This window comes from Amorphoplanes friuliensis DSM 7358, assembly GCF_000494755.1.
GTDB lineage: Bacteria > Actinomycetota > Actinomycetes > Mycobacteriales > Micromonosporaceae > Actinoplanes > Actinoplanes friuliensis.
Genome location: NC_022657.1, coordinates 2,174,448 through 2,199,666, shown reverse-complemented (window position 1 = coordinate 2,199,666; position 25,219 = coordinate 2,174,448). Strand labels below are relative to the sequence as shown.

The following is a 25,219-nucleotide window of genomic DNA, read 5'->3' as shown; positions in this document are numbered from 1 at the left end:
GGGACACAGCTTGGTGATCATCCAGACACATTCGCTTTCCGCCACGCCGACCGCACGGCATCATGGCGACATGGGGGCTGGCGACTGGCACTGGAACGACGCTTGGATCTTCGTGTCCGCAGTGATCGCCGAACGCCTCGAACGCGACCGCGCCCTCCACGCAGCCCTCCCCGTGACCGGCGCAAGCCTCGCGGACGTGCTCGCGGCCGCCGACTTTCTCCACCACAGCGTGCCCAGCCGCTCCGAGCTCGAAGACTCCGTACGCCGCCTCGCCGGCGCCGGCCTCCTCACGGTCGACGACGACTTGGTCGAGGTGGCGCCGGCCGGCGAGCAGCTTTGGCGCACCAGGCCGTTCAGCGGTCTGTCGTCCGCGGTGGTCACCCTCCAGACGCAGCTCAACCGGTCAGCCACCCCCGGCGAATCCGACTGGAAGCTCAGCGACCAGACGTACAACGCCGCCGTCCGCGAATACAGCCTCCGCCTCGCCGACGGCCGCTGACCAGCCGCTCTGGTCGAGCTGCACAACGCTTCTTAGCCGACTGTCGCTGAGCCTTCCTCGCCGACTGTCGCTGACCGGCCGTTCCCGTCAAAGCGCTCGCGAGCCCGCAACCCTCACAGTTCCGGTTGCTCCTCCACGCGGCCACGGGCCGTGTCCTCGAGGCCCGGCAGGCGTTTCCGACCTGCCCATCGCGGCCGGGATTGGTCTCGCCCGACCCCGCACCGCGCTCCCGGTAGGCGTTCACCTCAGCGATCTCCGAGGAGCAGCGACGGTGTGTCCAACGCGACAGCATCCGAGGACCACTGCAGTGCAGCCGCTAGAAAGCCAGCGAGTCGCCCCACCGGGCCAGCTGCGATCGAGAACTCGGGAGAACGCGCCGCAGGATTCATCGCCCATCGCCATCGCGGAAGCCGCTTCGGACCGCACTGCTTCCGGCGGGTGACCGGTCAGCGGATCGGGTTGCCGGCTTCGCGCAGGCTGGTCTTGACCTGGCCGATCGTCAGCTCTCCGAAGTGGAACACGCTCGCGGCCAGCACCGCGTCGGCGCCTGCAGCGACGGCCGGCGGGAAGTGCGACACCGCGCCGGCGCCCCCGCTGGCGATGACCGGAATGTCGACAACCGCGCGGACGGCGGCGATCAGGTCGAGGTCGAAGCCGGCCTTGGTGCCGTCGGCGTCCATCGAGTTGAGCAGGATCTCACCGGCGCCGAGCTCGGCCACCCGGCGCGCCCACTCGACGGCGTCGAGGCCGGCGCTCTTGCGACCGCCGTGGGTGGTGACCTCCCAGCCGCTCGGGTGCTCCGGCGACGGACCGCCGGCAACACGGCGGACGTCCAGCGAGAGAACCAGCACCTGGTTGCCGAAGCGGTCGGCGATCTCCGCGATCAGCTCCGGACGGGTGATGGCCGCGGTGTTCACACCGACCTTGTCGGCCCCGGCACGCAGCAGGGTGTCGACGTTGTCGACCGAGCGAACACCCCCACCGACAGTCAGCGGGATGAACACCGACTCAGCGGTGCGCCGCACCACGTCGAGCATCGTCCCGCGGTCGTCGGACGAAGCCGTCACGTCGAGAAACGTCAGCTCATCGGCACCGGCAGCGTCATAAGCGGCAGCCAACTCGACCGGATCCCCCGCGTCCCGCAGGTCGACGAAGTTGACACCCTTGACCACCCGTCCCGCATCCACGTCGAGACAGGGAATCACCCGCACCGCCACCGTCATGCCCCAACCCTATCGACCCTCCCACCGGCCCAGCGCACCCATATCCACAGGCTGGACCCCCGCGCCGCCCGCTCTCGATTCATCAGAGGCCAAACACCCACCCCTCCACCGAACGCCACCAGCCGCGCAATCATCGGCTTGTCGATCAGCTCCACGTGCTCGATCCGGTGCCCCGAACCCCAGATCGACCGATCCCGCTCAGAACGAGATCGATAGTGGCTGGGCGCTCGCCGCCACGTGGACCTCCGGGTCTCGCTCAGGGCTGATGCCTTTCCTGCGGCGCCGGGCTGAAGCCAGGAAGCGCGCCGGTGGGAGCAACGACCGGCCGGGTCGAGCCCGCCACCAGACCTGGTTCGCCGACTTCGACGAGGATCGGTCGCTGCGAGGTGGTGGCGGAAGTCGAGCTTGGTAAGGCAACGCTCGACCCTGATCCCAGGCCTCCGTCGACGGAAACGACCGGCTGCGGCAACGCGGAACTGGGAGCGGCGACCGGTAAGGGAAGGCTCGGCCCTGATTCCCGGCCGCGGTCGTCGGAAACGACCGGTTGCAGCAACGCGGAACTGGGACCGGCAATCGGTAGGGGAAGGCTCGGCGGGACGCGGCCATCCTCGTTGTCGGAGACCGCTCGAGGCGGCGTGAGGGCGGAAGCTTTGCGCAACACGCCCAGCAGGACACCGCCGACCACGAGGACGGCACCGGCGAGGTCTGTTGCGTGGATCTGTTCGTTGAGGAACAGGGCTGCGGAGGCGATGCCGAACACCGGGACCAGCATGGAGAAGGGAGCAACGGCTGAAGCCCCGTACCGTTTGATGAGGGATCCCCAGGCTCCGAAGCCGGCCAGGGTGGAGATCAGGGCGACGTAGAGGAGAGCGGCGACAGCCGCGGGGTTGATCGCGCGGAGGGCCGCCAGGTCCGCTGCCGGGCCTTCGATGAGCAGTGACAGGGCGATCAGCGGCAGGGACGCGACCGCACTCACCCAGACCATGAAGCGCAGTGTGTCGGCGGGCGCCGCCCGGCGGGTGGCGATGTTCGACACGCCCCAGGCCACCGCCGCGCCGAGGACCAGGCTGAACGCGCCGGCCGGGAGGCCGTCCGTGCCGAGCCGGGTGGCGACCACGCCGATGCCGAGGGCGGCGATTGCCAGGCCGGCCAGGCGGAGGCGGCCGGGACGTTCGCGCAGGAGGAGCACCGCGAAGATCGTGGTGAAGACGGCCTGGCTCTGCAGGACCAGGGAGCTGAGTCCGGCCGGCATTCCGGCGGCCATCCCGGCGAAGAGCAGGGAGAACTTGACCACGCCGAGGGCCAGGGCGACCGCGATCACCCAGCGCCACCGGGCCGGTGGGCGGCCGATGAAGAGCACCGCCGGGAACGCCGCCACGGTGAAGCGCAGCGCCGAGAAGAGGAGGGGCGGGAAGTGGTCGAGGCCGATCTCGATCACGACGAAGTTGATGCCCCAGGCGGCGGCGACGGCAACGGCGAGGGCGATGTCACGGGGTTTCACACCGTTCAGCCTGATGATGCTGATGGTGAAGCACCAGCGAATAGTGCTACACCGACGTTGTAGCGTGGCTACATGATCGATCTGGGCCGGTTGCGCGCGCTGCATGCTGTGGCCAGCTACGGGACGGTGCTGGCGGCCGGTGAGGCGTTGCACTGCACGCCGTCGGCGGTGTCGCAGCAGCTCGCCAAGCTGGAGCGTGAGACCGGCGCCACGCTGGTCGAGAAGGACGGGCGGCGGCTGCGGCTGACGGAGGCCGGGCGGGTGCTGGCCGATCATGCCGAGCGTGTCCTGGCGACGGTCGACGAAGCCGAGGCGGCGCTCGCCGCGCACCGCGACACGGTGGTCGGGCGTCTGACGGTGGCGGCCTTTGCGACTGCGTGCCGGGCGCTGCTCCCGTACGCATTGCATCGGCTGGCCACCGACCACCCGCAGCTGACCACGGGGTTGGTGGAGGTCAATCCGCACGAGGGTCTGGAGGTGCTGCGGCGCGGCCACGTCGACCTGGCTGTGCTGGACGACTGGCCGGAGGTCGCGCTGCGCTACCCGCCGGGTGTCTCCCACGTGGAGATCGGCCGGGACGTGGCCGATCTGATCGTCCCGGCCGGGCATCGTTTTGCGACCGCCCGGGAGGTACGCCTGAGCCAGGCCCGTGACGAGCGCTGGATCACGGCGAAGGCCGGCGACGTCTGCCACGAGTGGCTGGTGCGGATGCTGCCCGGGGTGCGGCCGGACTTCAACGTGGGCGAGTTCGAAACGCAGCTGACGCTGATCGCCGCGGGTCTCGGCATCGCGATCATCCCCCGGCTGGCCCGCCCGCCGCTGCCGCAGGGCGTGTGCGTGCTCCCCGTCCGCCCGGTCCCGACGCGCCGCGTGGTGGTGGCCTGGCGCGAAGCCTCCGCCGCCCGCCCGGCAATAACCGCCGCGATCACCGCCCTCCGCGAAGCCTGGCGCCGCCACGAAACGTAAGCCGACGCAGTGGGCCGGGACGGTCAGACCAGGACGGTTCGGGGGCGGCCGCCTGTGTAGGCCTCGACCTCGACCTCTACCAAGTGCTCCGGATCGAGCAGCCCGGCCACCACCACCAGCGTCGCCACCGGCCGCACCTCGGCGAAGATCGACCCGTGCGCTCCCGCCACCGCGTCGGCGTAGGTCGCATCAGTCACGTACATGCGGGTGCGGATCACGTCCTCGCGGGCCGCGCCGGCCCGGGCCAGGGCGTCGAGTGCGATACCGAACGCTGTCAGCGCCTGCGCCCGCGGGTCACCGACGCCGGTGACCACACCGTCGACCGTGGCCGTGCAGCCGGCGGTCAGCAGGAGGTTGCCGGCGCGGACCACGCGGGAGTAGCCGTACTTCTCCTCCCACGGGCCGCCGGAGCTGAAGCGTTCGATCGGGCTCATGCCTCGGCCAGCACCGCGAGGGCCTCGGCGACCGTGAACGCGCCCGCGTAGAGCGCCTTGCCGGCGATCACGCCTTCGACACCGACGGACTCCAGGGTCGCGAGGGCGCGGAGGTCGTCCAGCTTGGACACGCCACCGCTGGCGATGACGGGCTTGTCGGTCTGGGCGCAGACCTCGCGCAGCAGGTCGAGGTTCGGTCCGCGCATGGTGCCGTCCTTGGTGATGTCCGTGACGACATAGCGGGCGGCGCCGGCCTTGTCGAGCCGTGCGAGCACGTCGAACAGGTCTCCGCCGTCGCGGGTCCAGCCGCGGGCGGCCAGGGTGCGGCCACGCACGTCGAGGCCGATGGCCACGCGGTCGCCGAACTCCCCGCAGATGCGGTCGCACCACTCCGGGTCCTCGAGGGCGGCCGTGCCGATGTTGACGCGGGCCGCGCCGGTGGCCAGGGCGGCGCGCAGGGACGCGTCGTCGCGGATGCCGCCGGAGAGCTCGACCTTCACGTCGAGGCGGCTGACGACCTCGGCCAGCAGCGGGGCGTTGGAGCCCCGCCCGAACGCCGCGTCGAGGTCGACGAGGTGCACCCATTCCGCGCCGTCGTTCTGCCAGGCGAGGGCGGCCTCGAGCGGGTCGCCGTAGCTCGTCTCGGAACCGGCGGCGCCCTGGACGAGGCGGACCGCCTGACCGTCGGCGACGTCGACCGCGGGCAGCAGCTGGAGGGTCACAAAAGACTCCGATCAGGACAGAGTTGAACGTCAGTTACGACGGCCGAGGACCACGACGACCACGGCGGGCAGGACAAGGGCGATCATGGCGATCAGGACGATGCGCAGCGCCAGGTCGGGCACGACGAACCACACCAGCACGGCCACGATCAGCGGGACCACGATGATGCCGGTGCGCTGGGTGCGGCTGCGCCGGTAGAGCCGCCCCGAGCTCGGACGCCGCCCCGGTTTCAACGACCGGACCAGGGCCCGGCGACGCTGCCGGCGGTTCGAGCGGCGGGCCCGGGCGGCTTTCTCCTTCTCGAGGACGGCGAGCCGCTCGGTGCGCCGCTTGGCACGTTCCTTGCTCACCGCAGACCCGACACCCAGTTGTTCAGCAGCGCGTAGCCGGCGTCGGAGGACTTCTCCGGGTGGAACTGCGCCGCGGACAGCGCACCGTGCTCGACCACCGCCGCGAACGGCTGGTCGTGCGCGGCCGTGGTGACCCGCGCGCCGACAGCCTCGAGAGCACCCAGGTCGGACGCCGCGTAGGAGTGGACGAAGTAGAACCGGGTCGTGTCGTCGACCCCGTCGAGCAGCACGGACCCGTCCGGCACTGACACGGTGTTCCAGCCCATGTGCGGGATGCGCTGCGCGGTCAGCCGGGTCACCGCGCCCGGCAGCAGCCCGATCCCGCGGGTCTCGACGCCGTGCTCGACACCGGACTCGAAGAGGATCTGCATGCCGACGCAGATGCCCAGCACGGGCTTGCCGGCCGCGACCCGCTCGGCGATGACCGGTCCGGCGCCGAGCTTCTCGATGCCGGCCATGCACGCCGCATAGGCCCCGACACCGGGCACGACCAGGCCGTCCGCGTCTGCCGCGGCCAACAGATCGTCGGTCACGGTCACTTCCGCCCCGGTACGCGCAACAGCCCGCTCGGCCGACCGGAGGTTTCCCGAGCCGTAGTCGAGGATCACCACGCGCGCCATCAGCTGTCCCCGGGGATGAGCCAGACGACGCCACCGGCCAGCGCGAGCAGGGCGAGCGCCGCGACCAGGCCGATGCTGAACTTGGTGGCACCCTGGCGTGCCAGCGAGATCACACCGCCGACGAGGATGCCGGCCAGGCCGAGCAGCAGGACGGGGACGAGGCTCACAGCACGCCCTTCGTCGACGGGAGCGCACCGGCGTTGCGCGGGTCGATCTCGACGGCCTCGCGCAGCGCCCGCGAGAACGCCTTGAACTGCGTCTCCACCACGTGGTGGGCGTCGGCCTTGCCACCGTCGCGGGCCGCGCGCAGCACGCTGACGTGCAGCGTCACCCGGGCGGCGTGGCCGAACGACTCGAAGATGTGCCGGGTCATGCTGGTCGGATAGACCGGCCCGATGTACGGCGCCAGCTCCGGCTCCTCGTGCACGACGTACGGCCGGCCGGACAGGTCGACGGCCGCCCGCACCAGCACCTCGTCCATGGGGATCGTCGCCGAGCCGTAGCGCCGGATGCCGGCCTTGTCACCGAGCGCCCGGGAGAACGCGTCGCCCAGCGCGATGGCGGTGTCCTCCATGGTGTGGTGCGCGTCGATCTCGAGGTCACCCTCGGTGCGGACGGTGAGGTCGAAGCCACCGTGCTTGGCGAGCTGGTTGAGCATGTGGTCGTAGAACCCCACACCCGTCGACAGGTCACCCTTGCCGGTGCCGTCGAGGTCGATCTCGACGAGCACCTTGGTCTCGTTGGTGACGCGCTCGATGCGCGCGAAGCGACTCACTTCAATGCTCCCAGGAAGGCGTCGGTTTCGGATTCGGTGCCGGCGGTGACCCGCAGCCAGCCGGGCAGGCCGACGTCGCGGACGAGGACACCCCGGTCGAGCAGGCGTTGCCAGGCGGCGTGCTGATCGCCGCCGACCTCGAAGAGAACGAAGTTGGCGTCGCTGTCGGCGACCCGGACACCGCGGGCGCGCAGGGTCTCGACGATGCGGTCGCGCTGCTGCTTGATCGCGTCGACCGTGACCAGCAGGGCGTCACGATGGGCGAGCGCCGCCCGCGCGGCCGCCTGCGTCAGCGCCGACAGGTGGTAGGGCAACCGGACGAGCTGCACCGCGTCGACCACGGCGGGGTCGGCGGCGAGATAACCGAGCCGCCCGCCGGCAAAACCGAACGCCTTGCTCATCGTGCGGGTGACCACGAGCCGCGGGTGTCCCGGCAGCAGCCCCAGCGCGCTGGGTGTGCCCGGCCGGGCGAACTCGGCGTAAGCCTCGTCGACGATGACCATGCCCGGCGCCGATTCGAGGACGGCGTCGACCACGGACGGGTCGAGGGCGGTGCCGGTCGGGTTGTTGGGCGAGCAGAGGAACACCAGGTCGGGCGCGTGCTGAGCGATCTGCTCGACCGCGGACGCGGGTGTGAGCCCGAAGTCGGGGTCACGCAGAGCGCCGACCCAGCGTGTGCCGGTGCCGGCCGCGAGCAGCGGGTGCATCGAGTAGGACGGACCGAAGCCCAGCGCGGTGCGTCCCGGCCCCGCGAACGCCTGCAGCAGCTGCTGCTGGACCTCGTTGGAACCGTTGGCTGCCCACACGTTCGCCGTGCTCAGCCCGTGACCGAGGTAGTCGGCGAGGTCGGTGCGCAGCGCCACCGCGTCCCGGTCGGGGTAGCGGTTGAGGTCCTTCAGCTCCGCCTGCACGGCCTTGGCGATCGCGTCGACCACGGCGTCGGGTACGGAATAGGAGTTCTCGTTGGTGTTGAGCCGCACCGCGACGTCGAGCTGCGGCGCGCCGTAGGGCGACTTGCCACGCAGGTCGTCGCGCAGCGGCAGGTCGTCGAGACTGGTCACGACGGGAACCTCGCCGTCACGGCCTGACCGTGCGCGGGCAGGTCCTCGGCGTTGGCCAGCGCCACCACGTGCGGCGCGGTCTCCCGCAGCGCCGCCTCGTCGTACTCGATGACGTGGATGCCGCGCAGGAACGACTGCACCGACAGGCCGGACGAGTGCCGGGCGCAGCCCGCGGTCGGCAGCACGTGGTTGGAGCCCGCGGCGTAGTCACCCAGCGAGACCGGCGAATAGGCGCCGACGAAGATGGCGCCGGCGTTGCGTACCCGCATGGCCAGGGCCCGCGCGTCCCGGGTCTGGATCTCGAGGTGCTCGGCGGCATACGCGTCGACCACCCGCAGACCCTGCTCGAGGTCGTCGACGAACACGACCCCGGACTGCCGGCCGCCGAGGGCCTCACGCACCCGCGCCTCGTGCTTGGTCGCCGGCACCTGCACGGCGAGCTGTGCCTCGACCGCCTCGGCCAGCTCGGGCGAGTCGGTGACCAGCACACTCGCGGCGAGCGGGTCGTGCTCGGCCTGGCTGATCAGGTCGGCCGCGACGTGCACCGGCGAGGCGGTGCTGTCGGCCAGGATGGCGATCTCCGTGGGACCGGCCTCGGAGTCGATGCCGACCGTGCCCTGCAGCAGCCGCTTGGCCGCCGTCACCCAGATGTTGCCCGGGCCGGTGATGACGTCGACGGGAGCACAGCGGTCGTCCTCGTCGGCGCCGTCCGACCCGTACCCGAGCATGGCGACGGCCTGAGCGCCACCGACCGCGTAGACCTCGTCGACGCCGAGCAGCGCGCACGCGGCGAGGACACGGGCGTCGGGCAGGCCGCCGTTCTCCGGCTGGGGCGGGCTGGCCACGACCAGGGACTCGACGCCGGCCACCTGGGCGGGCACGACGTTCATCACCACGGTGGACGGATAGACCGCCAGGCCACCGGGGACGTAGAGGCCGACCCGGCTGACCGGCACGTGCCGCTCGATGACGGTGCCACCGGGCACGACCTGGGTGGTGATGTCGGTGCGCCGCTGGTCGCCGTGGACCTTGCGCGCACGCTCGATGACCACGAGCAGGGCGGCCCGCACGTCGGGCTCGAGGTTGTCGACGGCCGCCGTGATGGCCTCCTTGGGCACCCGCAGGCGTTCCAGGACCACACCGTCGAATCGCTCCGTCGCCTCGCGGATCGCCGAGAACCCATGCTCCCGGACCGCCTCCACGACGGGGCGGATCTTCTCGACGGCGGTGGAGACGTCGAGCTGGGCACGAGGCAGCAGACCGCGGGGGTCCCGGTGGGAGCCGCGCAGGTCGATCCGGTTCAGCACGGGTCAAGTCTAGGCGGCACCCCCGACAGCCTTCCGGCGCCATTCCAGGCACTGGGAACGCACGCTTTGCCGCTTTTGGGGGTACCGAGGGGGAAGATCACCGGGGCGGGAGGCGCGCGGACCGCGACCATCCCGATACGCTCGCACCGTGGGCGCGATTATCCCGGTCTTCCCGCTGGGCACGGTGCTCTTCCCCGGCCTGGTTCTGCCCCTGCACATCTTCGAGGAGAGGTACCGCTCGCTCGTGCGCGACCTGGTCGCGTCGACCGACGACGAACCGCACGAGTTCGGTGTGGTGACCCTGCGGCACGGCTGGGAGGTCGCGGCGCCCGACGGTGACGCCGAGCGACCCGCCGACGAGACCCCGATCACCGTCGACCAGCTCTACGCCGTGGGCTGCACCGCCGAGCTGCGGCAGGTCACCGAGCTGCCCGACGGCCGCTTCGACATCGTCACGGTCGGACGGCGGCGGTTCCGGGTGGTGGCGATCACCGCGGACACGCAGCCCTACGTGACCGCCGAGGTCGAGTGGCTGCCCGACGAGGAGGTCACCGACCCCGTGTCGACGCTGCTGGCTCCCCGGGCGCTGGCGGCCTTCCGCACCTATCTCGACCTGCTGCGACCCGACTCCGAGGTGCTCGACCAGGTGCCGGACGACCCGACCGTGCTGTCGCACCTGATCGCGGCGACCGCGCAGCTGACCACCGACGAGCGTCAGGAGCTGCTCGCCGCGCCCGACACGGCCACCCGGCTGCGCACCGAGCTGCGGTTGCTCAACCGCGAGGCGGGTCTGCTGGCCAAGGTGCGGGCGGTGCCGGTGCCGCTGTCGGACCTGGCCCGTCCGGTGAGCCCGAACTGAGCTCGTCGTCCAGGTTGTTGCCGTAACCGGGCTTGGCGCCGGGACGCTCGAGGTCGGGGTCGTTGGACCAGCCGGCCAGCAGCGTCGTGACGATGACCGCGGCGAAGGCGATCACCAGCAGGGCGCCGTACGCCTGCAGGTCCGGCGGCCGGGAGTACGTGTCACCGGGCGCCGAGGTGTCCTGCCACGAGTTCCAGGCGCTGAGCCCGACCAGGCGGCCGACCTGCCAGGCCACGACCGAGCAGGCCAGGCCGCCGAAGGCCACCCCGAGCAGCAGGGCCGGACCGCGGTCGCGGCGCAGGACGAGCCAGATCAGCACGGCGACGAGCAGACCGAAACCGAACCCGAGCAGCGTGAACCACCCGTCCGCCGCGATGTACTCCTCGGGTGAGGGGTCGTTGACCACGATGCCGTTCTGGCCGGCGTTGATCACCGGCACCGACGGCGAGAGCCACGACCAGAGCAGACCGAGCGGTGCGCCGGCGACGGCCAGCGCCACGGTCAGCAGCACGGCGACCGACACCATGCGGCTCCACGAGCGGCGCAGCGGCCGGGGCTGCTCCCAGGCCACCACCTCGGGCGGCGGCGGGCCGTAGGAATAGCCGGCCTGCTCGTAATGCTGTGGGGCCGGCTCCTGGCTGGGGTTCACTCCCCGATCCTGCCAGGTCCGTCTGTGCGGCCGCTGCGGACCATCAGAGCACCGCCGACGGCCCGAGGATCATCTTCAGGTCGGCCCGCAGCGCCGGTGTCGGCGCGACACGCACGGCGCCGAGCCGGAAGATCGTGGTGCGGCTGCCGTTCTGCAGATGGACGTGCACCTCGGCGTCACCCGGGTGCGAGACCAGGATCTCCTTGAGCTCGTCGACCAGCGGCGGGGTGCACCGGGTGATCGGCATGGTCAGGGTGATCGGCTTGGTGTCCGGGTTGTGGGTCACGTCGGGCATCGACATGTCCATCGCCATGATCCGCGGTGTGTCGTCGCGGCGGTCGACCCGGCCCTTGACGATCACGATGGCGTCCTCGGCGATGTACTGGCCGATCACCTCGTAGGTGTTCGGGAAGAACAGCGCCTCGACCCCGCCGGCCAGGTCCTCCAGGGTGGCGGACGCCCACGGGCGGCCCTGCTTCGTCATGCGCCGCTGGACACCGGTGAGGATGCCGGCGAGCGTGACGATCTGGCCGTCCGGGACCGAACCCTCCTCGTTGAGGGCGGCGATCGTCGTGTCGGCCGAGTTGTGCAGCAGCTGCTCGAGCCCGGCCAGCGGATGGTCGGAGACGTAGAGGCCGAGCATCTCGCGCTCGAAGGCGAGCTTGTCGCGCTTGTCCCACTCGCTGTCACCGATGGTCGGCATCGCGACGGTCGCCGCGCTGCCCGCGCCGGAGTCCTCACCGAACGACGCGAACAGGTCGAACTGACCGGCCGCCTCGTTCTTCTTGACATCGGCGTACGCGTCGATGGCCTCGGCGTGCACGGCGAGCAATCCCTTGCGGGTGTGCCCCATCGAGTCGAACGCACCGGCCTTGATCAGGGATTCGATGGTCTTCTTGTTGCAGGCGACGGCGTCGACCTTCGACAGGAACTCGTAGAAGTCGCCGTACTCGCCCTTTTCCTTGCGGCAGCGCACGACCGCCTCGACCACGTTGTGGCCGACGTTGCGCACGGCGGCCAGGCCGAAGCGGATGTTCTTGCCGACCGGGGTGAACGGGCCGGCGGACTGGTTGACGTCCGGCGGCAGGACCTGGATGCCCATGCGCCGGCAGTCCGCCAGGTACATCGCCATCTTGTCCTTGTCGTCGCCGACGCTGGTCAGCAGACCCGCCATGTATTCCGCGGGGTAGTTCGCCTTGAGGTAGCCGGTCCAGTACGAGACCAGGCCGTAGCCCGCCGTGTGCGCCTTGTTGAAGGCGTAGTCGGCGAACGGGACGAGGATGTCCCACAGCGCCTTGATCGCGTCGTCGGGATAGCCGTTGTTCTTCATCCCGTCGCGGAACGAGACGTACTCCTTGTCGAGGACCTCGCGCTTCTTCTTACCCATGGCCCGGCGCAACAGGTCGGCCTGGCCCAGCGAGTAACCGGCCAGTTTCTGCGCGGCCCGCTGCACCTGCTCCTGGTAGACGATCAGGCCGTAGGTCGGGCCGAGGATCTCCTCGAGGTCCTTCTCCAGGGCGGGGTGGATCGGGGTGATCTCCTGGAGCTTGTTCTTGCGCAGGGCGTAGTTGGTGTGCGAGTCGGCACCCATCGGGCCGGGCCGGTAGAGCGCCAGCACCGCGGAGATGTCCTCGAAGTTGTCAGGCTTCATCAGGCGCAGCAGCGAGCGCATCGGGCCGCCGTCGAGCTGGAAGACGCCGAGCGTGTCACCCCGGGCCAGCAGGTCGTACGTCGGCTTGTCGTCCAGCGGCAGCGCCAGCAGGTCGAGCTTGCGGCCGTGGTTGAGCTCGATGTTCTTGACCGCGTCGTCGATGATCGTCAGGTTGCGCAGGCCCAGGAAGTCCATCTTGAGCAGGCCGAGCGTCTCGCAGGTCGGGTAGTCGAACTGCGTGATGATCGCGCCGTCGGCCGCCCGGCGCATCAGCGGGATGTGGTCGATGATCGGCTCGGCACTCATGATGACGCCGGCCGCGTGCACACCCGTCTGGCGGATCAGCCCCTCGATGCCGCGGGCCGTGTCGATGACCTTCTTGACGTCCGGATCGGTGTCGTACAGCGTGCGCATCTCGCCGGCTTCGCCGTACCGTTTGTGGTCCTTGTCGAAGATGCCGGAGAGCGGGATGTCCTTGCCCATCACGGCCGGCGGCATCGCCTTGGTGATGCGGTCACCCACGGCGTACGGGTAACCGAGCACCCGCGCGGAGTCCTTGATCGCAGCCTTGGCCTTGATCGTGCCGAAGGTCGCGATCTGGGCGACCTTGTCCTCGCCCCAGCGGTCGGTGACGTACCGGATGACCTCGCCGCGGCGGCGCTCGTCGAAGTCGATGTCGACGTCGGGCATCGACACACGCTCGGGGTTGAGGAAGCGCTCGAAGATCAGCCCGTGCGGCAGCGGGTCCAGGTCGGTGATGCCCATCGCGTACGCGACCAGCGAGCCGGCGGCCGAGCCACGGCCCGGGCCCACCGCGATGCCCTGCTTCTTGGACCACTGGATGAAGTCCGCGACCACGAGGAAGTAGGACGGGAAGCCCATCTGGATGATGATGCCGAGCTCGTACTCCGCCTGCTTGATGTGCGTCTCCGGGATGCCGTCCGGGAAGCGCCGCTTGAGGCCCTCGAACGCCTCCTTGCGGAACCAGGACTCCTCGGTCTCGCCGTCGGGGACCGGGAAGCGGGGCATCAGGTTCTTGAAGGTGAACATGCCCTCGGTGTCGACCTTCTCGGCCACCAGCAGGGTGTTCCGGCAGCCCTGCAGCCAGGCGTCGGAGGAGTCGACCGCGCGCATCTGGTCGGCGGACTTCACGAAGTAGCCGCCGCCGTCGAAGCGGAACCGGTTGGGGTCGGCGATGTTGCTGCCGGTCTGCACGCAGAGCAGGACGTCGTGCGCCTCGGCCTGGGACTCGTGCGTGTAGTGCGAGTCGTTGGTGACCAGCGGCGGGATGTTGAGCTTGCGGCTGATCTCCAGCAGGCCGTCGCGGACCCGTCTTTCGATCTCGAGACCGTGGTCCATGATCTCGAGGAAGTAGTTGTCCTTGCCGAAGATCTCCTGGTATTGCCCGGCGGTCTTCAGCGCCTCGTCGAACTGGCCCAGCCGCAGCCGGGTCTGCACCGCGCCGGACGGGCAGCCCGTCGTCGCCATGATGCCCTCGGCGTGCTCCGCGATGATGTCCATGTCCATCCGGGGCCACTTGACGTAGTGGCCCTCCATGGACGCCCGCGAGCTCAGGCGGAACAGGTTTTTCAGGCCCTGGGCGTTGCGGGCCCACATCGTCTTGTGGGTGATCGCGCCGTTACCGGAGATGTCGTCGCTCTTCTGCTCCGGCCGGCCCCACTTGACCCGCGCCTTGTGCAGCCGCGACTCGGGGGCGACGTAGGCCTCGATGCCGATCACCGGGGTCACCCCGGCCGCGGTCGCCTGCTTGAAGAAGTCGTACGCCCCGTGCATGTTGCCGTGGTCGGTGATCGCCACCGCCGGCATGCCGAGGCGATTGGCCTCGACGAACAGATCCTTGAGCCGGGCTGCGCCGTCGAGCATCGAATACTCGGTGTGCACATGGAGGTGCACGAACGAGTCAGACACCCAGGGCCCCCTTTTACCGCCTGCGGATCCGGACTCCGAGAGCCTAGTCCGGACCGGTGGCGGGTGGCACCGGTGACACCCGTCCTATTCGGCGAATGGCTCGATCATCACAGCGGCGGCGCGCATCCAGGCCTGCCGGGTCTCCGGTTGCAACACGCTGTATTCGATCGATGACCCGACCTCGAGCGCCGGGTCGTACGGCACGACCGCGACCGCACGGGTCCGGGTGGCGAAGTGCTTGGCCAGATCGTCGAGCAGCGGCAGCTTGCCGGGCGACGGGCAGGAGATCAACGTCACGGCGTTGGAGACGAGGTCCTCCATGCCGGTCTCGTTGAGCACGTCCAGCATCCAGTCGGCGGTGAACGCGGCGTCCTCGCGCGGAACCGTCGTGATGACCAGCTGGTCGGCGCTGCGCATGACGGTCTGCCAGTTGACACTCTCGACGTTGTTGCCGGTGTCGACGCAGATCACGTCGTGGGTCCGCCGGAGCAGGTCCATGACGCGGCGCACGGTGCTCTGGTCGAGCCGCTGGGCGAACCGCGGATTTTCCTCACCGGCGAGCACGTCGTAGGAGCCGTCGGAGGCGTGCCGCAGGAAGTCGTCGAGGTGCGACATCAGCGCCTCGCCGTGCATGTTCTCGATCTCGAGCAGCTCGCTGACGAGGTGGCGGATCGTCCGGGCGTGCCGGGCGCTGCCCGCGCGCAGGCCCAGCGTGCCGCGCAGCTCGTTGTCGTCCCAGGCGACGACGCCGCGGCCGCGGACGCTGCCGATCGTGGCGGCGGCCAGCACCGTGGCGGTCGTCTTGTGCACGCCACCCTTGGGGTTGGCGAAGGCCACGACCCGCGGTTTGTCGAGCTTGCGGCGCAGCACGGCGACCGAGCGGTCCTCCTGCTCGGGCCGGGCCTGACGCCACTCGATCCGGGCCGGTGCCGGTGAGGTCGGCGCGGGAGCGGTCGTCGCCGGAAGCGCCGGTGGCGCGACCGGCGGTGCCAGGGCCGGCGGTGCCAGCGCCGGCGGAGACAGCGCCGGCGGAGACAGCGCCGGCGGAGACAGCGCCGGCGGAGACATGGTCGGCGGAGACATGGTCGGCGGAGACATGGTCGGCGGCGGCATCACGGAGGCCGAACCGACCGAGGCGGCGCCCCGGCTGGTCGGCGGGGGCGCCAGATCGGGGCCACCGCGGCCGGTCGACGGGGACCGGGTCGGGGGGTTGAAGAAGCTGTGCGGTTCCTCGTTCGCCGCGGGCCGCGCCTGGAAGCCCTCGCCGATGCGGGACTGACGGCGCGACTCGGCGAGCGGATTGACCGGCCGGTGCTCGGCCAGCGGGTTGACCGGGCGCTGCTCGGCGAGAGGACTGAGCGGGCTGAGCGGACTGAGCGGGCGCTGCTCGCGACGGCCCGGCTCGACCGGCGGCGGGGCCAGCGGCTCGGACTGGCCCAGGCGCTCGCCCAGGGTGGCCCGTCCGGGCCGGCGATCTAGTGGGTTCACCGGGCGTGGCGGCGGCTGACGCTGCTCGTAACCCCCGCGGGACTGCTCGCTCTGCCGGGGATCGAGAGGATTGAACGGACGGCCGGTGGGTCGCTGTTGACCGCCCGCCTGACGGCGGGCCTCGGCCTCCGCGTCCTCACGCTCGGCGTCGGCCTGCTCCTCGGCGGCCCGGGAACCATGACGGGCACGGTCGAGCAGCGCCCGCCAACGCGGGGCTGGTTCCGCAGGCCGGCCCCAGCCGGTCTCGGTCCCGTCCACGGCTGTCCTCCCTGCGACTGCTCGGTGTGCCTGCTCGACTCTTTTCCTTCGCCCTCGACAGGCTACGGACGCCAACCCTATTCAGGCCACACCCACAGCCCGCAAATGCCAGGCGGTCTTGATCACCCATCGGCACAACGCTCGTGCACGTGCACCCACGCGTACGCGCCGGCCCGGGGATTTCAACGCCCGGAAGCGCCGCGAGATGCTCCTGGTGCAGTGGACGGCACGTCAGGGCCCGCGCTCGGCGGGGGTGCGGAGGGTACGGCAGCGCTCTCCTGAACTGCCGGGGCTGAAGGGCCGGACCCCACTGCGGGGCCATCGGGTGAGGCAGATGTCACAGCCGCCCCGGAGGATGAGGGTAGTGGCGCAGGGGTTACCGGGGCAACACTCTCCGACCGCGATGGCACGGCCGCCCGGGACGACTCGTCGTCCTCGGGCACCGTGGTGGTCTGCTCGGGCAGGACGGGCCGGAATTCGGTGCGGTCCAGCCGCCTGACCTCCGGCGCGGGATCCACCACCCGGACCTCCGGACGGCCCGCGAGCGCTTCGAGCACACCCGGCGCCGCGCGCACCACGGCCGCGAAGACACAGGCACAGTGCGCCCTGTACGCCGCCGCTTCCGACGCCGCGGTCTGCGCGGCGTTGTCGTACGCCCGCCGCAGCCGGATCTCGTTGACACCGTCACCCTCGAGCTCGTCGGCGAGCTTGCGGTAGTCGGCCTGCTCCTGGTCGCGGGCCAGCGCGGCGTTGAGCATCCCGGCGACGACGTCCTGCGGCATCCGGTAGACGGGGATCTTCACGACCGGCGTGCGGAGACCCTCCAGCGGCGCGCGGGCGTAGACCTGCGCCACCGGGGTGCCCTCGAGCACGGCCTGCAGCTTGTCCGGTGCGAGATAGGCGGTCAGGCTGACCAGCGCCCAGGTCTCCCCCGCGGCCGGCGAACCGGACGACGGCAGCAGCGCGGCCAGCTCACCACGGCTCGACCGCAGGTAACCCGAGACCGACTGGCCCTCGACCACACCGACCCGGACCACGTCACCGGTCGGTTTTTCCAGCTCAGGGCCGCGGTCGGCGACCCGGACCACGGTGACCAGCAGGGCGGCCGCCGAGGCGAGCGCCAGCCCGGTCATGATCCGCAGCCGGGCCGGGGACGTGCCTCCACGCGCCAAGCCGCGGGTCAGCGGCGGCAGCATGCGGTCCCCGGGCCTCATGAGGTGGTCCCCCTCGCAAGGTCGATGTCAGCCGGCGTCGCGGAGCACGTCCAGCGCGTGCCCCAGGTCCTCAGGGTAGTCGCTGACAAAACGGACCTCGTCCTGCGTACGGGGATGCAGGAAGCCGAGCTCCTTGGCGTGCAGCCACTGGCGGTGCAGGTCGAGCCGGGCCGCGAGCGTGGGGTCGGCGCCGTAGGTGATGTCGCCGACGCACGGGTGCCGCATCGCGGAGAAGTGCACGCGGATCTGATGCGTACGCCCGGTCTCCAGCTTGACGTCGACGAGGCTGGCCGAACGGAACGCCTCGAGCGTGTCGTAGTGCGTCACGCTCGGCTTGCCGTCCGACATCACCGCGAACCGGTAGTCGGCGGTCGGGTGCCGGTCGATCGGCGCGTCGATGGTGCCGCGCAGCGGGTCGAGGTGCCCCTGGACGATCGCGTGATAGCGCTTGTCGACCTCGCGCTCCTTGAACGCCCGCTTGAGCGCGCTGTAGGCCATCTCGCTCTTGGCGACGACCATGAGCCCGGTGGTGCCGACGTCGAGACGGTGCACGATGCCCTGGCGCTCGGCGGCGCCGCTGGTCGCGACGTTCTGACCCATCGCGGCGAGTCCGCCGATGACGGTCGGGCCGGACCAGCCCGGGCTCGGGTGCGCGGCCACGCCGACGGGCTTGTCCACCACCACGATGTCGTCGTCGCTGTAGACGATCTTCATGCCGTGGACGGGCGTCGCCTCGAACGTCGGCGCGGTCACCGGCGCCGGCAGGGTGACCTCGAGCCAGGCCCCGGCGCTGACCTTGTCGGACTTCGGCCGCGGATAACCGTCGACCAGCGCGTCCCCCGCCTCGACGAGCGACGCGGCCGCCGTCCGGGACAGGCCGAAGAGGCGCGACACGGCCTGATCGAGCCGCATCCCGTCAAGACCGTCGGGTACGGGTAACGAGCGCGCGGTCATGCTGTTTTCTCGGCTTTCGTCTTCGTGATCCTGGAACCGTCACGCTGACGACCCGTGAGTTCGAGCAGGACGGCCAGCACCACACCGACCGAGAGGCACGAGTCCGCGATGTTGAACACCGCGAAGTGCTCGCCGTAGGGCCCGAACAGGCTGACCATGTCGACGACGTGCCCCTGGAACGGGCCCGGCGCCCGGAACAGCCGGTCACCGAGGTTGCCGAGCGCACCACCGAGCACGAGGCCCAGTGCGATCGCCCACGGCACCGACCGCAGCTTGCGGGTCATCCAGCCGATCCAGCCGATGACCACCAGCGTGACCAGCGGGAACACCCAGGTGTAGCCGCTGCCCAGGCTGAACGCCGCCCCGCTGTTGCGCAGCAGCGACAGGTAGATCAGCCCGCCGAGGATCCGGACGGGCTCACCCTCGGTCAGACCGTTGGTGCTGAGGTGTTTGACGACCTGGTCCACCACCACGGCGACCAGCGCGGTGATCGCGAGCACGAGCACGGCCCGGCCCGCAAAACCGGGGCTTGACCCCGGTGCGGGCTCGGTCGCCGTGGAACCGCCCGCAGCCTCGTCGGCGTTCAGCGTCGTTCCTCCAACTGCTTACAGGAAACACAGAGAGTCGCGACCGGGAACGCCGCCAGCCGCTCGACGGGGATGGCGTTGCCGCATCGCTCGCACCAACCGTAGTTGCCCTCGCCGAGACGCTCGATGGCGCGTTCCACCTGAGTGACCCGCTCCAGCAGATTGTTCGCCAGAGTGATCTCCTGCTCACGCTCGAACGTCTTCGTCCCTGTGTCCGCCTGGTCGTCCCCGGCGGAGTCGGCCAGACGTTCCCGCTGCAGCTCGGTGATCTCGGTCAGTGACTGGTCGTACTCCGCCTGCAGCTCCTCGCGGCGCTCCTCGAGCGCAACGCGGATCGTCTCGGTCTCCTCCGCACTGCGTGCCTTGCGCGGCGCGGTCTTCGCGGCCGACGCCGACCTGGTCTCGGTTGCCTTGGCCATCGTCGCTCCCCTGAGCCGCGCCGAACGCGGCGAATCAGCTTGGTTGTTCAGCGGTCAGCGGGGGTCACGGCCGCCCGCCTGCCCCCGCACAAAAGCTCCGGCCGCGCCCCCACGCGACCTCGTGCACCATCCCCCACGTGCACAAACGGCGCGGCAAAAGCTCGCCGCGCACTCCAGAGGGTGGCAAGGATACGGAACGTGAAGAGCAGCGACAACACGGCACACCGGTCCGCCCACCCCCGAACCGGGACGAACCGCCTGAACGTACCGTCAGATTCCCGACCATGGGCCGATCAGCGCTGGTCGTGGCCCTCCTCCCCGAACCAGCGGGCCAGACGCCCGCGCCGGCTCACGGCACGCAACCGCCGCTCGGCCAGATCGCGCGCCGCTGCCGTCGTGACGATCAGCAGGTCGTCGCCCGTACGCAACCGGGTGTCCGGACCGGGCACGAACCCGGCGCCACCCCGCACCACCAGCGTGACCACGGCACCGGCGGGCAGCCGCAGTTCGTCGATGTGGACACCGGCCAGGCGCGAGCCCGGCTCGATCTCGATCTGCAGCACGTCGGCGTGCATCCGTTCCAGCGGAGCCGCCTCGACGTGGATCTCCACCGCCTCGGCCGGCGCGGTGATCCCCAGCCGGCGCGCGACCGGCGCCAGCGTCCCCGCCTGCACCAGCGTGAAGATGATCACCAGCACGAACACCGCGTCGAACAGACCCTCGGCGCCCGGCGCGGAACTGGACAACGGGATCGTCGCGAGCACGATCGGCACCGCCCCGCGCAGCCCCGCCCACGACAGGAACGTCTGAGCACGCCACCCCAGCCGCCGCCCGCTGCGGGTCAGCAGCGCGGACACCCACACGGACAGCGGCCGGGCCAGCAGGACCAGCGCAAACCCGACCACGAGCGCCGGCACCAGAGCGCGACCCAGCCGGTCGGGCGAGACCAGCAGGCCGAGCAGCACGAACAGCCCGATCTGCGCCACCCACGCCAGCCCGTCGGCAAACCCGAGGATCGCCCGGCGGTGCGGCAACCGCCCGTTGCCCAGCAGCACCCCGGCCACGTAGACGGCCAGGAAACCGGAGGCGTGGGCGACGGCGCCTGCGGCGTACGCGAGGAAGGTGAGCCCGACCGCCGCGATCGGATAGAGACCCGCGGAGGGCAGGGCCGCGTTCCGCAGCAGCCAGCGCCCGACCATGCCGACCGTGAGCCCGATTGCGGCACCGGCAGCGAGCTCGTAGCCGACCAGCAGCAGCTCGTACCACCAGGGGTGCGTCATCCCCGCGGTCGCCGAGAGCAGCACGACCAGCAGGACCACCGGGGCGTCGTTCATGCCGGACTCGGCCTCGAGGGTCGCCACCAGCCGCGGCGGCAGCCTGAGCACACGCAGGGTCGCGAAGACCGCGGCGGCGTCCGTCGACGACAGCACCGCGCCGTAGAGCAGCGCGAGCCGCCAGTCGAGATCGAGGACGAAGTGCACGACCACGCCGACCACCGCGATGCTCACCGCCACCCCGAGCGTGGCCAGGGTCGCGGACAGCCCGAGAACAGGCCGCAACGTGCTCCAGCGGGCGGTCAGCCCACCCTCGGCGATGATCATGATCAGAGCGCAGAACCCGAGGGTACGGGTGAGCTCGGCATCATCGAACCGGATGCCCAGCCCGGCCTCCCCGATCACCATGCCGATGAGCAGGTACACCAGCAGACTGGGCACCCCGAGCCGGCTGGACACCCGCACCGCCGCCACGGCGACCAACAGCACCGCGGCGCCGATCAGCAGCGCGAAGTCCAGCCCCGCGGTCATGTGCCGTCACGCAGGGCGGCAACCCGCTCGCCGACGTCCCCGGCCACCACAAAAACCTTGTCCCGGCTGGTCGCACCCAGCTTCAGCTCAACGGCCCGCGGCCGCACACCGAGCGCCTCGGCCAAGGCTCGCCGAACCGCCTCGGTCGCCTTCCCGTCGACAGCGGGCGCACCCACCGCAACGATCAGCGCCGGCCCGTGCGGCCCCTCGTAGCGCCCACCGACCTGCGTCCGCCCAGCCCCCGGACGCACCCGCACCGCCACCGTTGCGCCGCCGGTCTGTTCGGCACCGGAAAGGCTGGCCGGGCCGGGTGGGGAGACGCGCCGCTTGGCCATGCCTCATTGTGCCGATCTTCGATCCCGCCCCGAACCGGGGTCGCCCCGCAACCCAGCGTGACCACACGCCGGGCACGCTGGGTTGCCCACCCACCCGATCCCCAGGTCTGCCCCTTCACACCCCAAGATCCAAACAACCGCGCACCCGAACCCTCGCGCGGCGGCACACGACAGCCAAGCTTGACCGAGACAGCTACACCTCCCGCCGCCCCGGAACCGCGCCCACCCACCCCCGGCCCTGACAGGAGTGCCGCCGGGTTCGCCACCCGACCCAGACGTCGGCGAGCCCAGGACCTGATCGGTCCCCGCCCAGCCCGGGTTGTACAGCGCCCATTCCGCCACGTCCGGGATGATCTGCACCGGTACCGGCAGGCACGGACCGAAGCGACCGGACACCAGCAGCGAACGCGACCTGGCGGAGGGATCACTGATCAGGCGCACCAGGCGAGTCGATCGGGCGCCAAGGAGTTCTCGCGCGAAGCACAGACGAGCCAGGCACCCACCCGGCCGGGCAGGCAGCTCCGAAGACCACCGATCAGCAGGCCAGACCGATGGGCGGCCAGACCGGCGGGCAGCCAGGTGATCTGGCGGGCCGGTGAAGGTCGGAGCGGGCCGGAGGGTCAGCTGCGGGCGGCGGCGGCGACCAGGCGGTCGACCGGCCGGCACAGGCCGCACGGGCTGAAGCCCAGCTCGACCGCTTCGGCGACCGGGAGGCCCTCGGTCAGGCGGCCGACCAGGTGCGGGCAGTCGGCCAGGTGGTACCGGGGGCGGCCGTCGACTACCAGGACCTCGGCGTCGAGGCGGGCGACGCGGACCGCGTCGGCCGGGCGGACGGCCTGGGGCAGTGGCTCGTCGTCGGGGTCTTCGGGGTCGGGTTCGTCGAATTCTTCCGAGGGGCCGGTGTCCTGCAGCCGGTTGAAGTCCGGCTCGCTGGTGGAGCCGGCCGGGGCAGCGGCTGCCGCTTCGTCGGAGGAGGAAACAGACGAGGACGAGGACGCAGACGTCGGCGGGGCCGGCTCGCGACGCCAGGCGTTGTCCTCCGCGGCGTCCGCGCGGGCCGCACCGATGACGGTGGAGGCCTGGTCGTAGGCGGGGTCGTCGTCACGGGAGGCCGCGCCGGCGGGCTGGACCGAGGATGCCCGGCCGGCGGCGGCTTCGTCGTGGAGGTCGGCGTCCGGGTGGACGCGCTGGGTCACGTCGGGGGTCGCGAGGTCGTCGTCCTCTTCCCGGCGGGCCGTTTCGTGACCGGACTGGGGTTCAGGGAGGTCGTCGAGGTCGGCCATGCGGACCGTTGCCGGGCGGCTGAGCGCCGGGTCGGCGGCAGCGTCGTCCGAAGTCGTGCCCGCGCGGCGGGCCGCGGAGGCCTGGCGGGCGCCGATGACCAGGGCCACCGCGGCCAGCAGGCTGGCGACGATGGAGCTGATCAGCAGAGAGCTCGATCCACCGGCGAGGCCGATGACGAGCAGCGTCACGGCGACGAGGATGAGCAGCAGACTAGCAACGATCATGGCTCATCCCCGCCGACGTGGAACCGTTCCGCAAAGCTGTGGCTCAGCGGCCGGTCTCGATGGAGCCGGCGCGGCTGCCGCCGTACGAGCCGGCGAGGCCCGCAGCGGCGAGGCCGCCCGAACCGCCGACCGAACGGTTGGCGTCGGCGCGGGTCATCTCCGCTTCGAGGCCCTGGCCGCGGCCGTCGAGGTCGCGCAGCTGGCTCTCGAGGTACGCCTTGAGCCGGGTGCGGTACTCGCGCTCGAACTGCTTGAGCTCCTCGATGTGCTTCTGCAGCGCGGAGCGCTTGGCGTCCAGGCCGCCCATGGCCTCCTGGTGCCGCTGGCGCGCGTCGCGCTCAAGGGCGTCCGCCTTGGCGCGGGCCTCGCGGGTGACCTCTTCGGCCTTGGAGCGGGCGTCGGAGAGAAGCTTGTCGGCCTCACGGCGGGCGTCGGACACGTGGTCGTCGGCCGTGCGCTGGGCCATCATGAGGACGCGCAGTGCCTGCTGCTCGCCATCGGCGCCCGTGGGGGCACCCGCTCCGGCGCCGACCGGGCCCTGGGCCCGGACCTGCTCCAGCTCGGCCTGCATCTGACGGGCAGCCTGCTCAGCGGCGGACTTGTCGCGCTGCACCCGGTCGAGCTGGGCTTTCATGTCGTTGAGCTCCGCCGCCAGACGCGGGTCGGCGCTCGGGCCGGCTGGTGCGCCACCCCGACCGCCGCGCTCCACCTGGGCGCGCAGCTCGTTGTTCTCCTCGATCAGACGGGCGAGTTCGCGCTCGACCTCGTCCAGGAAGGCGTCGACCTCCTCCTCGTCGTACCCCCGCTTGCCGATAGGGGGTTTCTTGAAGGCGACGTTGTGCACGTCGGCCGGGGTCAGCGGCATCGAAACTCCTCGGGTCAGTTGCGGCCGCGTGGGGCGCAGCCGATCAGGGCGGTCGCTGTCACGCGAACGCCATGATCAGACGCGCTAACACGAAGTTCAAAAGCACGAACAGGATAACCAGCAGGACCAGGGACGCCAGGTCCAAACTCACGGTACCAATTCGAAGCGGTGGGATCACACGCCTCAACGCCTTGAGGGGTGGATCAGTGACGCTCCACACCGATTCGAGTGCCGCCGACGCCCCTCGGCCCGGCTGCCACCGACGCCCGTACTGCAGCACCGCACCCAGGACGAACCGGGCGAGCAGGGTCAGGAAGAACACATAGAGCAGCAGATAGATGATCTGAAACACGATCGACAGCACGTCAGGCGAGTCCCTCGTTAGGGTCAACTCTGGTTGAAGAAACCGCCCTCAGCGATCTTGGCCTTGTCCTCGGCGGTGACCTGGACGTTGGCCGGTGAGAGCAGGAATACCCGGTTGGTCACGCGCTCGATCGTACCGCGAAGGCCGAATGCCAGCCCGGCAGCGAAGTCGACCAGTCGGCGGGCATCACCCTCATCCATCTCGGTGAGATTGATGATCACAGGTACACCGTCGCGGAAATGTTCACCGATCGTGCGCGCTTCACGGTAAGTGGTCGGGTGCAGCGTCGTGATCTGGTAACGCTGGTCCTCCTCCACCACCCGCTGGTGCACCTGTGTCTGCGGGGCGAGCGCCAGGTTGTCCCGGGTGGGATAGCTGGTCTCGGCCACGGGTGTGGACGGCCGGGTGATCGAGCGGACGCTGGCCCGCTCCTGACGCTCGGGCCGGTCGTGCTCGTCACGGTCGAGGTCGAGGCGGGCGGCGGCACGCTCGAGGCGGCCGCTGCGCTCCTGGCGCGCACGGGGCAGCGCCGGCGCTTCCTCGACGTCGTCGTCCTCGTCGGCGAACTCGTCCGCGTAGCGGTACCCGGAGTCGCGGTCACGGTCGCGGTCCCGCTCACGCTCGCGGTATCCGCCGCCGTCGCGATAGCGGTCGTCGTACTGGTCGTCCTCCTCGACGAGGCCGAGCCATACACCGGCCTTACGCAAAGCGCTCATGACTTCACCAGCCCCTGCTCGGCGCCGAACCGCTCGTCCATGCCCCCACCTCCGTCCGCTTTGCGGCGCGCGCCCCCTCGGCGTGCCGCGTCCCCCCTTGCACGGAATCCGCGGTCGTCAAACTTTTCGACCACGGTCCGCCACGACGCTGCGTCGTCG

Annotated in this window: 25 protein-coding genes and 1 pseudogene; 3 read left to right on the top strand and 23 right to left on the bottom strand. The window is 70.8% G+C overall.

Annotated features, from left to right (window positions below):
• Nucleotides 1-70: 70 nt before the first annotated feature.
• On the top strand, nucleotides 71-499 hold the full coding sequence (locus AFR_RS10265; RefSeq protein ID WP_023360084.1) for a hypothetical protein: 429 nt from the start codon (nucleotides 71-73) through the stop codon (nucleotides 497-499).
• 446 nt (nucleotides 500-945) lie between these two features.
• Here AFR_RS10265 and hisF read toward each other — a convergent pair whose 3' ends face one another.
• Complete coding sequence (gene hisF, locus AFR_RS10260; protein ID WP_023360082.1) at nucleotides 946-1,722, bottom strand: imidazole glycerol phosphate synthase subunit HisF; 777 nt, start codon at nucleotides 1,720-1,722, stop codon at nucleotides 946-948.
• 256 nt (nucleotides 1,723-1,978) lie between these two features.
• Nucleotides 1,979-3,223 carry an EamA family transporter gene (locus tag AFR_RS10255; RefSeq protein ID WP_023360080.1) on the bottom strand — a complete coding sequence of 415 codons (1,245 nt, stop codon included), beginning with the start codon at nucleotides 3,221-3,223 and terminating at the stop codon, nucleotides 1,979-1,981.
• Between the two features lie 72 nt (nucleotides 3,224-3,295).
• Here AFR_RS10255 and AFR_RS10250 point away from each other — a divergent pair, with 72 nt between their 5' ends.
• Entirely contained in the window at nucleotides 3,296-4,189 is an 894-nt protein-coding gene (locus tag AFR_RS10250) for a LysR family transcriptional regulator (protein ID WP_023360078.1), read from the top strand.
• A gap of 23 nt (nucleotides 4,190-4,212) precedes the next feature.
• Here AFR_RS10250 and AFR_RS10245 read toward each other — a convergent pair whose 3' ends face one another.
• From AFR_RS10245 to hisD, 8 genes are read right to left on the bottom strand one after another with little or no spacing between them, the layout of a single operon-like run.
• On the bottom strand, nucleotides 4,213-4,623 hold the full coding sequence (locus AFR_RS10245) for a RidA family protein (protein ID WP_023360076.1): 411 nt from the start codon (nucleotides 4,621-4,623) through the stop codon (nucleotides 4,213-4,215).
• Nucleotides 4,620-5,345, bottom strand: a complete 726-nt coding sequence (priA, locus tag AFR_RS10240) for a bifunctional 1-(5-phosphoribosyl)-5-((5-phosphoribosylamino)methylideneamino)imidazole-4-carboxamide isomerase/phosphoribosylanthranilate isomerase PriA (RefSeq protein ID WP_023360074.1) — start codon at nucleotides 5,343-5,345, stop codon at nucleotides 4,620-4,622. Before priA ends, AFR_RS10245 begins: the two co-directional genes overlap by 4 nt.
• A gap of 30 nt (nucleotides 5,346-5,375) precedes the next feature.
• Nucleotides 5,376-5,696 carry a hypothetical protein gene (locus tag AFR_RS10235; protein ID WP_023360072.1) on the bottom strand — a complete coding sequence of 107 codons (321 nt, stop codon included), beginning with the start codon at nucleotides 5,694-5,696 and terminating at the stop codon, nucleotides 5,376-5,378.
• Complete coding sequence (gene hisH / locus AFR_RS10230; RefSeq protein WP_023360070.1) at nucleotides 5,693-6,316, bottom strand: imidazole glycerol phosphate synthase subunit HisH; 624 nt, start codon at nucleotides 6,314-6,316, stop codon at nucleotides 5,693-5,695. The genes AFR_RS10235 and hisH overlap by 4 nt, the downstream gene beginning before the upstream one ends.
• The gene (locus AFR_RS47105) at nucleotides 6,316-6,483 is read right to left on the bottom strand and encodes a CG2302 family histidine operon protein (RefSeq protein ID WP_023360068.1); all 168 of its coding nucleotides are present in this window, start codon (nucleotides 6,481-6,483) and stop codon (nucleotides 6,316-6,318) included. The genes hisH and AFR_RS47105 overlap by 1 nt, the downstream gene beginning before the upstream one ends.
• Nucleotides 6,480-7,091 (bottom strand): imidazoleglycerol-phosphate dehydratase HisB, encoded by a 612-nt coding sequence (gene hisB, locus AFR_RS10225; protein ID WP_023360066.1) that lies wholly within the window; start codon nucleotides 7,089-7,091, stop codon nucleotides 6,480-6,482. Before hisB ends, AFR_RS47105 begins: the two co-directional genes overlap by 4 nt.
• Complete coding sequence (locus tag AFR_RS10220; protein ID WP_023360064.1) at nucleotides 7,088-8,152, bottom strand: histidinol-phosphate transaminase; 1,065 nt, start codon at nucleotides 8,150-8,152, stop codon at nucleotides 7,088-7,090. The genes hisB and AFR_RS10220 overlap by 4 nt, the downstream gene beginning before the upstream one ends.
• Nucleotides 8,149-9,459: a histidinol dehydrogenase gene (gene hisD, locus AFR_RS10215; RefSeq protein WP_023360062.1), complete on the bottom strand. Its 1,311-nt coding sequence runs from the start codon at nucleotides 9,457-9,459 to the stop codon at nucleotides 8,149-8,151. The genes AFR_RS10220 and hisD overlap by 4 nt, the downstream gene beginning before the upstream one ends.
• A 148-nt stretch (nucleotides 9,460-9,607) precedes the next feature.
• Here hisD and AFR_RS10210 point away from each other — a divergent pair, with 148 nt between their 5' ends.
• The gene (locus tag AFR_RS10210; protein ID WP_023360060.1) at nucleotides 9,608-10,318 is read left to right on the top strand and encodes an LON peptidase substrate-binding domain-containing protein; all 711 of its coding nucleotides are present in this window, start codon (nucleotides 9,608-9,610) and stop codon (nucleotides 10,316-10,318) included.
• Here AFR_RS10210 and AFR_RS10205 read toward each other — a convergent pair.
• The 13 genes and pseudogenes from AFR_RS10205 to AFR_RS10140 form a co-directional block, all read right to left on the bottom strand.
• Nucleotides 10,233-10,967, bottom strand: coding sequence for a DUF2567 domain-containing protein (locus AFR_RS10205; RefSeq protein ID WP_023360058.1), 735 nt, complete (start codon nucleotides 10,965-10,967; stop codon nucleotides 10,233-10,235). The two genes, AFR_RS10210 and AFR_RS10205, sit on opposite strands and share 86 nt — an antisense overlap.
• A 43-nt stretch (nucleotides 10,968-11,010) precedes the next feature.
• Nucleotides 11,011-14,547: a DNA polymerase III subunit alpha gene (dnaE, locus tag AFR_RS10200; RefSeq protein ID WP_023360056.1), complete on the bottom strand. Its 3,537-nt coding sequence runs from the start codon at nucleotides 14,545-14,547 to the stop codon at nucleotides 11,011-11,013.
• Nucleotides 14,548-14,631: 84 nt separating this feature from the next.
• A complete protein-coding gene (locus AFR_RS47720; protein ID WP_023360054.1) occupies nucleotides 14,632-16,293 on the bottom strand; it encodes a MinD/ParA family ATP-binding protein in 1,662 nt (553 codons plus the stop codon).
• Nucleotides 16,294-16,475: 182 nt separating this feature from the next.
• Entirely contained in the window at nucleotides 16,476-17,507 is a 1,032-nt protein-coding gene (locus tag AFR_RS10190; protein WP_084297959.1) for a hypothetical protein, read from the bottom strand.
• A gap of 27 nt (nucleotides 17,508-17,534) precedes the next feature.
• Complete coding sequence (locus tag AFR_RS10185; RefSeq protein ID WP_023360050.1) at nucleotides 17,535-18,461, bottom strand: RluA family pseudouridine synthase; 927 nt, start codon at nucleotides 18,459-18,461, stop codon at nucleotides 17,535-17,537.
• On the bottom strand, nucleotides 18,458-19,048 hold the full coding sequence (lspA, locus tag AFR_RS10180) for a signal peptidase II (protein WP_084297958.1): 591 nt from the start codon (nucleotides 19,046-19,048) through the stop codon (nucleotides 18,458-18,460). Before lspA ends, AFR_RS10185 begins: the two co-directional genes overlap by 4 nt.
• Nucleotides 19,045-19,467, bottom strand: coding sequence for a TraR/DksA family transcriptional regulator (locus AFR_RS10175; protein ID WP_023360046.1), 423 nt, complete (start codon nucleotides 19,465-19,467; stop codon nucleotides 19,045-19,047). The genes lspA and AFR_RS10175 overlap by 4 nt, the downstream gene beginning before the upstream one ends.
• 293 nt (nucleotides 19,468-19,760) lie before the next feature.
• Nucleotides 19,761-21,272, bottom strand: coding sequence for a potassium/proton antiporter (locus AFR_RS10170; protein ID WP_023360044.1), 1,512 nt, complete (start codon nucleotides 21,270-21,272; stop codon nucleotides 19,761-19,763).
• Nucleotides 21,269-21,607, bottom strand: a complete 339-nt coding sequence (locus AFR_RS10165) for a DUF167 domain-containing protein (RefSeq protein WP_023360042.1) — start codon at nucleotides 21,605-21,607, stop codon at nucleotides 21,269-21,271. The genes AFR_RS10170 and AFR_RS10165 overlap by 4 nt, the downstream gene beginning before the upstream one ends.
• Before the next feature lie 1,328 nt (nucleotides 21,608-22,935).
• A pseudogene (locus AFR_RS48780) lies at nucleotides 22,936-23,115 on the bottom strand (hypothetical protein); the annotation flags it as partial.
• Between the two features lie 43 nt (nucleotides 23,116-23,158).
• Entirely contained in the window at nucleotides 23,159-23,980 is an 822-nt protein-coding gene (locus AFR_RS10150; protein ID WP_023360038.1) for a DivIVA domain-containing protein, read from the bottom strand.
• Nucleotides 23,981-24,038: 58 nt separating this feature from the next.
• Nucleotides 24,039-24,344, bottom strand: coding sequence for a YggT family protein (locus tag AFR_RS10145; RefSeq protein ID WP_023360037.1), 306 nt, complete (start codon nucleotides 24,342-24,344; stop codon nucleotides 24,039-24,041).
• Between the two features lie 23 nt (nucleotides 24,345-24,367).
• The gene (locus AFR_RS10140) at nucleotides 24,368-25,060 is read right to left on the bottom strand and encodes a cell division protein SepF (protein WP_023360035.1); all 693 of its coding nucleotides are present in this window, start codon (nucleotides 25,058-25,060) and stop codon (nucleotides 24,368-24,370) included.
• Nucleotides 25,061-25,219: the final 159 nt, after the last annotated feature.

Bases quoted from the DNA above. Each gene is read 5' to 3' on its own strand.
- AFR_RS10265 (WP_023360084.1), top strand. From the start codon at position 71: ATGGGGGCTGGCGACTGGCACTGGAACGACGCTTGGATCTTCGTGTCC.
- hisF (WP_023360082.1), bottom strand. From the start codon at position 1,722: ATGACGGTGGCGGTGCGGGTGATTCCCTGTCTCGACGTGGATGCGGGA.
- AFR_RS10250 (WP_023360078.1), top strand. From the start codon at position 3,296: ATGATCGATCTGGGCCGGTTGCGCGCGCTGCATGCTGTGGCCAGCTAC.
- AFR_RS10245 (WP_023360076.1), bottom strand. From the start codon at position 4,623: ATGAGCCCGATCGAACGCTTCAGCTCCGGCGGCCCGTGGGAGGAGAAG.
- hisH (WP_023360070.1), bottom strand. From the start codon at position 6,316: ATGGCGCGCGTGGTGATCCTCGACTACGGCTCGGGAAACCTCCGGTCG.
- AFR_RS10190 (WP_084297959.1), bottom strand. From the start codon at position 17,507: ATGAGGCCCGGGGACCGCATGCTGCCGCCGCTGACCCGCGGCTTGGCG.
- AFR_RS10185 (WP_023360050.1), bottom strand. From the start codon at position 18,461: ATGACCGCGCGCTCGTTACCCGTACCCGACGGTCTTGACGGGATGCGG.
- AFR_RS10175 (WP_023360046.1), bottom strand. From the start codon at position 19,467: ATGGCCAAGGCAACCGAGACCAGGTCGGCGTCGGCCGCGAAGACCGCG.
- AFR_RS10170 (WP_023360044.1), bottom strand. From the start codon at position 21,272: ATGACCGCGGGGCTGGACTTCGCGCTGCTGATCGGCGCCGCGGTGCTG.
- AFR_RS10165 (WP_023360042.1), bottom strand. From the start codon at position 21,607: ATGGCCAAGCGGCGCGTCTCCCCACCCGGCCCGGCCAGCCTTTCCGGT.
- AFR_RS10150 (WP_023360038.1), bottom strand. From the start codon at position 23,980: ATGCCGCTGACCCCGGCCGACGTGCACAACGTCGCCTTCAAGAAACCC.
- AFR_RS10140 (WP_023360035.1), bottom strand. From the start codon at position 25,060: ATGAGCGCTTTGCGTAAGGCCGGTGTATGGCTCGGCCTCGTCGAGGAG.